The sequence below is a fragment of the Xenorhabdus sp. PB30.3 genome (assembly GCF_963895965.1).
In the GTDB taxonomy this organism is placed as follows: domain Bacteria; phylum Pseudomonadota; class Gammaproteobacteria; order Enterobacterales; family Enterobacteriaceae; genus Xenorhabdus; species Xenorhabdus stockiae.
Map to the genome: position 1 here is coordinate 1 of NZ_CAWQMW010000045.1, position 6,830 is coordinate 6,830.

Sequence of the window (6,830 nt, forward strand, 5' to 3'; positions counted from 1 at the left end):
GAAAGTCTGGGGAGGGGGTATTCTTAACATGGCGGCAAGCTCCGTCGGGTGAACGGAATTTGATTAAATCAAAGTGCCGGATAAAAAACCAGCACTTTGTCAGTAATCTGAACGGACGAGTATCTGTGATACTCGTCCGTTTAATAGCATCAGAGCCTTCCATGTCCTAACGGACATCTAAAATTCATTCCTTCCAGTGTATTTCCCTTTCAATTTCGTCAGAAAAATAGTCTCGCGGGGGTGTCGGGGTTTACCCTGACCAAGATGATTTGTAACAACGATGGTGTGTCGGCGGTGCTACAAATCACATCTTGTCCCGTATTTGACCCCTATTTTTCCCCGAATTTCACTGTCACTTTTTTTTCAAATTTTTCGCAACCTTGAAACGGTTTTTCGTCAATTCAAAATCAGCATCAGGAACAACATGGCGATGAACACGAGAAGGATCGGGTTGCAACTCACCGTTATCAATTGCCACCATTTCTTTTACACCACTCAGCAACTGTTGAAACAAATCTGCTCTCATAATTTTCTCAACTCATTGACGGTCTAACTTTAAAAGGAGGGTTCTCAATTCTTCAGTGGATGCTCTAGAATATAAACTAAATAATCGCCTTTCTAGGCTAGAATGAGTTATGTAATTTTTGTAATTTTAATTTTTTTTTCGATTTCGCCACAGAAGTCAGATACCTCTTGTGAAAGTCCCCACCAATCGTAGAAAACGCTGTTACTGTAAGCATTACACAAAGTTATATCAGAAAGTAATTCTATTGCTTTCTGTTGATAATACTCGTTTGGAACATAGATGCCGGTACAATGTTCTAAAATTGATATGGACTCTTCGTTTAAGCGCCATTCTCGTTCCCAAGAAAAATCATGCCAATTGGTTTTATCATTTAGGTCAAACTTAACAAATCTCCACTGATGAGTACCTAACTCGTTTTTCTCATGACTTGGAGAGTAGATAGCGTGCCTGCCACCTAAATCAAATACTCGTGATTTTTTAAATTGAAAGCCAAAAGGTTGATACAATGATTTATCAACATTAATTTCATCTAGTACTGACTCAGTAAAACTTATGCACTTATTTTTGGATTTATTATCAAGGTATGCACCAGAGCATATAAAACCACTATCTATGATTGATTTCATAGTTTCAAATGCAATATCAAAAGCCTTATTTTTATCTGTAAACCTAGTAGTGGTTTTTATCCAGTGGTAAAGGTAATCTGAATAATCAGATCTATACCCAGATCTATGCCCAATGTTCATCTAATCAATTCTCCCCCACGAATAACACTCAATCCATTATACGGGTTATGTGATAGAAACGCCTCGGATTGAGCTCTGAGCCGTTTTACTATTAGATCACCTGTAGATCTTCATGACAAAGATTGATTACTCTGCGTCGATTCTAGCCCCCCTCACACCCTATCAGGCATGAGGCATGTCATTGTCCAGGTCGAAAAGAAACTTAAAGATATTGCCAGCCAGATTATCCACAACGCTCGCCGCAAGATTGGATTAGGGAGCGGCATATCCTTGAAGGCCCTAAAATCGGCCGCAGCAAAACTTATAGACTAAACCCGCAATTCGGTTTGAAAGGAACAGCCCTTAAAAACGGTCTCAGCGTCATTCAGGGCGGTAAAGCCTAAGTAATCTCAAAGAAAAATGTGCAGTGTTAGTAATACTGCACATTCTAAATTCTAAGAATTTAGAATTCTTACGCAAAGTCATTTCGGAGCAAATTTAGAGAGATAGTTTCATCAGCTACGAGAAGCAGAGCCGGATTCATATACAATAATTAAAATCGCATAAAGCACCAACGTAAAAAGTGCAATTATCCAATTAGCAATAGCGTAATTCTTTTTATTTATATTCGTGCTTTTTGAAAAGCTCCAATAGGTTAAAAACACCAAGTTAACAAGCGGAATCATTACTAAAATTATTGTCCAAACCCATTCCTTTACCGGAATAATAACCGTTCTATCATTCGTATCCATAAGTCACTCTGAAAAAATAAATTGAGATTTAATCATATCGAATTAAATAATATGTATTTCCGAAGTTTAATTAAAAATTTATTTATTTCCCCCGCTATAAGATTCTTTTGTCTTCGACCGCCCAGCTTTTGAGTCACAGACAGATCGCAAAAAGACAGCTTAGTAGGAATGAGGGGGTTCGCGTTCCCTGATGAAATCCCCTCTTGTATCGGCGGGGAAAAAACGGCTATCCCTCAGATATCTTCATCGCTAAGAAGGTAATCTCTCATCGCATTAAAACTGTCTTTCAGACTGTCTGCCAACAAGAGCATCAGACATTTTTGTTCATGGCTTTCAGGAAGAACGGTCGCATATTCGCAAAACGCCTTTACGATATTTTCATGATGAGCAACTGGAGGATACGTGCTAGAGTCGCAGGTATTCATGTAGACCTCTCTTACAGGTTTATGTGATAGAAGCGCCTCAGATTGCACTCTGGGGCGTTTTGCTATTAGATCATCCATAGATCTTCATGACAAGCGGTTATTTGCTCTGCGTCGATTTTAGGCAGCTTGATGACGATCCTAATATCTATTCGGATGGTCAAACCCAAAAGTGAGGAGACGCCTTGCTAACCTGACAGTCGAACAGCTTAGCGGTGCTGTGTCTGAAACACTGAAATACTCAACCAAGTCCGCCGTGGTTTCTGGAGCTGACCAGCCACCGGAAGGAATGAGTTTTAGATGCCCTTTAGGGCATGAAAGGCGGTTCATCCAATGTAACTGGGATAGCCGTTTTTTCCCCGCCGATACAAGAGGGGATTTCATCAGGGAACGCGAACCCCCTCATTCCTACTAAGCTGTCTTTTTGCGATCTGTCTGTGACTCAAAAGCTGGGTGGTCGAAGACAAAAGAACCCTGCGGCAAGCACGATAAATTTTCTAATGCCTAGCGCCAGCAATTTGCGAATCCTGGGGGAAGGCGGCCTTAGCTTGCATTTCTTATGTGTTCACTAACTGGGGTTGTTCCTTTAGGTAGTTGAATGTGATGAATTTGACAAAAAAAGCTAAGTTATACACAAAGGTTTTCTTTTTAAACTTGTTTTTTGTTTTTATTCTTGTTTTATGCTCTCATAATTCATTGATAATTATATTCAAATACAACAATGGGCATAGAAAATTACGGTAATGGGCATAGAAAATTACGGTAATGGGCATAGAAAATTACGGTAATGGGCATAGAAAATTACGGTAGAATTCACAATATAAGCATAGTAAAAATAAATAACTTGCCTTTTTTTTGAGGATAGATTAATTTTTTATCTATTCCATTATGGAGGGTAATTAAATGTCTGAATTAGTAGCGTATAAATCAAATGCATTGATTGAGGCTAGCTATAAATTAACCTTACAAGAACAACGATTATTACTTATGTGTATTGGTAAGTTGAATCCCCAAGATCAAACACCCCAAAAAACATTTCAAGTTGGATCTAATGATTTTTACTTGGCTTTTCCTGATATGGGAAAAAGTAACGCTGAACGTCACTTAAAAGAAGCTATAGATAAGTTGGCTGAACGTTGGATATACATCCAGAACAACCAAGAAAGAAGACGGATTCGCTGGATTCAGGAGGAAGCAGAATATTTTGATGGTGAGGGAAAAATTGAAATAGTCTTTGCTGACTCAATTATGCCCTATCTAACTCAACTTAAAGGCCAATTTACTAAAATAGTAATCAAGAATGTATCAACTTTGAAAAGTGTGTATAGCATCCGTTTATACGAGTTATTAATGCAGTTTAAGGTGGTTGGTGACAGATTAATTCACGTTGCTGATTTTCGTTCAATGCTAGGTTTAGATGAAAGTAAATATTCTAGCTTCAAATCACTAAATCAGTGGGTGATCAAACCTGCAATAAAAGAGTTGAATCAAAAAAGTAATCTTTTTGTATCTGTTGATACAGTAAAAAAAGGTCGTAGTGTATTTGCGCTACACTTTCGTTTTAAAGAAGATCAGCAAATAAAAATGTCTTTATAGAACAATTATGGCTCTAGTATCAATTAGTGAAGCAGAAAAACTAACAGGGAAAGCTAGAAGCACGCTACACAAGTATATCAAACAGGGTACGCTATTTACGACTACAGATCCTAATAAGGCAAAGAAACATAAATACATATGAATTCATTAGATTCTTTGGGTAATTTAAAAAACACAAACTATACGCAGTGACACCTTAACACATATAGCAAATACAGTAGATAAATCATTAGAACTACATGTACTACAATACAAAATTCAACGTTTAGAACAAGAAAATATTTATCTAATGACAGAAAAAACCATGGAAATTCTGGAAAAAATGACTCACTTTAGCCCTGAACCCCAAGCCACTATGAATAACAAATGAGTTACAGTGGAAAGAGAAATTTTTGACCAATTGAGAACGGAAGAACCAGTTAGTTTAAGTCCCTTATTAAATTAAATTTATATGAAAGACTAAAGGCAGCTAGTCTAACAATATTGCAACCTTTACCTTCATTCAATAACATTAAGAACTTTTGCTTAATCATTTTAAATTTGAGAGAAAATGCTAATATACATAAAGGTTAACTAACGATAAAAGATAGAATCGATATGTCTATAGAGAAAAAAATTATAAATAATGATGTTACAATACAAGAAATTGTTAGACATCTAATAAATAGCTACTCTTTTAAAGAGATAATCTATTCCGATGCTTTTACCCGATTACAAGATATTTCATTTCTTGGAGCTATAGATTATAGTGAAAAACAGTATATTTTAAATAAAAGCAGAAGAACAAGACATGAACACTCGCTATACGTTGCTGCACTATCATTCTATATTTCAGTGAAAAGAAATTATTCTGAAGAAACGACTAAAAATATAGTTGCCGCTGCGTTATTACATGACATAGGCCATTTACCTCTTTCTCATAGTGCAGAACCAACAATAAAAAAAATATTTGGAATAGGCCATCATGAAATAGGGAATCAAATTATTAATGGTGAAGTTAAAAAACTAAAAAATCTAAATGAAAATTTAAAAAATAAATTTGATATAGAATATATATTCTATTTATTAAATACAAAAGACAAAGACAAAAATAACGGGTCTGATTTATTTTCAAGCCAAATAAATATAGATACAATAGATGGTATAATTAGATGTTTAGAGTATAAAAATCTAAATTCAATAATATCACTAAATAGACTAAACATTGCTAGCGCTTCTTTTTTGGATGAAGAAAATTTAAGAATTGGAATATTGGATAACTTTTGGAAAACAAAAGATTTTGTTTACAAAAATATGATAAATAATAATTTTGGGATAATACCAGACAAGATAAGTGAGTTTTTTTTCATTGAAAACAGCATTCATGAAAGTATGTTGTTCTCAAATGAAGAAAAATGGAAATATAAATTTAAAAATTTATTTAAAAGGTTGCGTAATAATGAAATTAAAAATTCATTAAAAGATTATTGCTTTGAAATTACAAATAGGAATTATTATATAAATAACAATGAACTTAATATTCCAAATAGGTATTTAAATACCAAAACTAAAGAAAAAATGACACCATCACATAATTTTTGTGTAGAAAAAAAACAACTAAATTTATTTGGAGAATAAATAGTGCATATTGAATACAAAGAATATTCTAAAAAATTCAATGAGATAAGTTCATTGGAAGAATACTCACTTAATAAACTAAAATCAATAAGGGAAGATTTAGAAAAGGTTTTAAATAATTGCGATTTCAAAGATAACATATGTGTAATAACCACAGGTTCATTCGGACGAGTTGAGGCATCATGTGAATCAGATATGGATTTCTTCATTATATGTGATACAGAAGAAAATAAAAAATTAATTTTAGAAAAAAAACTAGAAATAGACAATGTAATAAAAAAACATGTACCAAAAAACACAGGTAGTACAGGAACATTTGGTAATGATGCAATAAATAATATAGATGAAATAACATCAAACATTGGTGGGCAAAAAGACAGCAATGAATTATTAACAAGGAGAATGTTATTCCTCCTTGAAGGAGCCTATTTGTTCAATGAGATAAAATTCAAGAAATACAGAGATTTGTTAATTAGTAAATATCTAGAACCAACAAGTGGTCACTACTTAGATAGATATCTCATAAACGACATTATTAGGTATTATAGGACAATAACTACCGACTTCCAATTTAAAGTAGACGAAAATGATAAAGCATGGGGTTTAAGAAACATAAAATTAAAATTCTCAAGAAAAATCCTTTATTACTCTGGTATTATTAGTGTAATACATGCTTTTATAGAGTACTCCAATAGTTCACAAACAAAGAAAGAGATATTATTGGATGTATTAGATAAACCAGTAATGGAGAGAACATACAATATATTGCAAAAATATAACGAGTTATCAATTTTAGATTATGATATAAATAAGATATTTGAATTTTATAATCTTTTCTTAGAGGAAATAAGCAAAAAAGAAAATAGAGACACATTAGAAAAAATAACAAAAGATAACAGGAAAAATTACGATATATATGTAAAACTTAATGATAAAAGTATATTTTTTACAGAAAAATTATATTCATTAACAGCTCATATTGCTAAAAAACAAAATAATATACTAGAAGCTCTGATTTTCTAAGGCAGCTTCAGCTAAGGCCACTATGTAAAACGGACGAGTATCTGTGATACTCGTCCGTTCAGACTGCTGACAAACCGCGTTGAAAATAACGCGGTTTGTTGCCTTCATTATAAATCCTTATCTTTCGATTTTTCCTGCCTCATCCCTAAACAATCCTTTTTGGGCACGT

The 6,830-nt window shown here is 33.7% G+C and carries 8 protein-coding genes; 3 read left to right on the plus strand and 5 right to left on the minus strand.

What is annotated here, in order from left to right; all coding sequences use genetic code 11:
• Window positions 1-352: 352 nt before the first annotated feature.
• The 5 genes from AACX38_RS03820 to AACX38_RS03840 all read right to left on the minus strand — a co-directional run bounded on the left by AACX38_RS03820 (window position 353) and on the right by AACX38_RS03840 (window position 2,809).
• A complete protein-coding gene (locus AACX38_RS03820; protein ID WP_228865762.1) occupies window positions 353-526 on the minus strand; it encodes a hypothetical protein in 174 nt (57 codons plus the stop codon).
• 107 nt (window positions 527-633) lie between these two features.
• On the minus strand, window positions 634-1,272 hold the full coding sequence (locus tag AACX38_RS03825; RefSeq protein ID WP_228865763.1) for a hypothetical protein: 639 nt from the start codon (window positions 1,270-1,272) through the stop codon (window positions 634-636).
• Between the two features lie 494 nt (window positions 1,273-1,766).
• The gene (locus AACX38_RS03830) at window positions 1,767-2,003 is read right to left on the minus strand and encodes a hypothetical protein (RefSeq protein ID WP_228865764.1); all 237 of its coding nucleotides are present in this window, start codon (window positions 2,001-2,003) and stop codon (window positions 1,767-1,769) included.
• Window positions 2,004-2,236: 233 nt separating this feature from the next.
• The gene (locus tag AACX38_RS03835) at window positions 2,237-2,506 is read right to left on the minus strand and encodes a hypothetical protein (protein ID WP_228865765.1); all 270 of its coding nucleotides are present in this window, start codon (window positions 2,504-2,506) and stop codon (window positions 2,237-2,239) included.
• Between the two features lie 60 nt (window positions 2,507-2,566).
• Window positions 2,567-2,809 (minus strand): hypothetical protein, encoded by a 243-nt coding sequence (locus AACX38_RS03840; protein WP_228865766.1) that lies wholly within the window; start codon window positions 2,807-2,809, stop codon window positions 2,567-2,569.
• 519 nt (window positions 2,810-3,328) lie between these two features.
• Between AACX38_RS03840 and AACX38_RS03845 the strand changes: the two genes are divergently transcribed.
• The 3 genes from AACX38_RS03845 (at window position 3,329) to AACX38_RS03855 (ending at window position 6,661) form a co-directional block, all read left to right on the plus strand.
• Window positions 3,329-4,021, plus strand: coding sequence for a replication initiation protein (locus AACX38_RS03845; protein WP_228865767.1), 693 nt, complete (start codon window positions 3,329-3,331; stop codon window positions 4,019-4,021).
• A gap of 597 nt (window positions 4,022-4,618) precedes the next feature.
• Window positions 4,619-5,638: an HD domain-containing protein gene (locus AACX38_RS03850; RefSeq protein ID WP_228865768.1), complete on the plus strand. Its 1,020-nt coding sequence runs from the start codon at window positions 4,619-4,621 to the stop codon at window positions 5,636-5,638.
• A gap of 3 nt (window positions 5,639-5,641) precedes the next feature.
• Window positions 5,642-6,661 (plus strand): hypothetical protein, encoded by a 1,020-nt coding sequence (locus AACX38_RS03855; RefSeq protein WP_228865769.1) that lies wholly within the window; start codon window positions 5,642-5,644, stop codon window positions 6,659-6,661.
• The last annotated feature ends 169 nt before the right edge of the window (window positions 6,662-6,830 follow it).